The following is a 511-nucleotide window of genomic DNA, read 5'->3' as shown; positions in this document are numbered from 1 at the left end:
ATTCAGAGAAAAGGCGGCGTTTTGTTTATGTGCGTATATATAGCGGAACATTGCATTTGAGGGATGTTATTAGAATATCTGAAAAAGAGAAAATAAAAATCACAGAGATGTGTGTTCCGACAAACGGTGAATTATATTCATCCGATACAGCCTGCTCTGGTGATATTGTAATTTTACCAAATGATGTTTTGCAGCTAAACAGTATTTTGGGGAACGGAATACTGTTGCCGCAGAGAAAATTTATTGAAAATCCTCTCCCTATGCTCCAAACAACGATTGCAGTAAAGAAATCTGAACAGCGGGAAATATTGCTTGGGGCACTTACAGAAATTTCAGATGGCGACCCTCTTTTAAAATATTATGTGGATACTACAACGCATGAGATTATACTTTCTTTTTTGGGGAAAGTGCAGATGGAAGTCATTTGTGCCATCCTTGAGGAAAAATATCATGTGGAGGCAGAAATAAAAGAGCCTACTGTTATATATATGGAAAGACCGCTTAGAAAAGC

Annotated in this window: 1 pseudogene; it reads left to right on the top strand. The window is 37.4% G+C overall.

What is annotated here, in order from left to right:
* Nucleotides 1–511, top strand: a pseudogene (tet(O), locus tag IAG03_RS14165) (tetracycline resistance ribosomal protection protein Tet(O)); the annotation flags it as partial.

Source organism: Yeguia hominis, from assembly GCF_014384705.1.
Taxonomy (GTDB): domain Bacteria; phylum Bacillota; class Clostridia; order Oscillospirales; family Acutalibacteraceae; genus Yeguia; species Yeguia hominis.
This window is presented reverse-complemented; position numbering and strand designations above follow the sequence as displayed.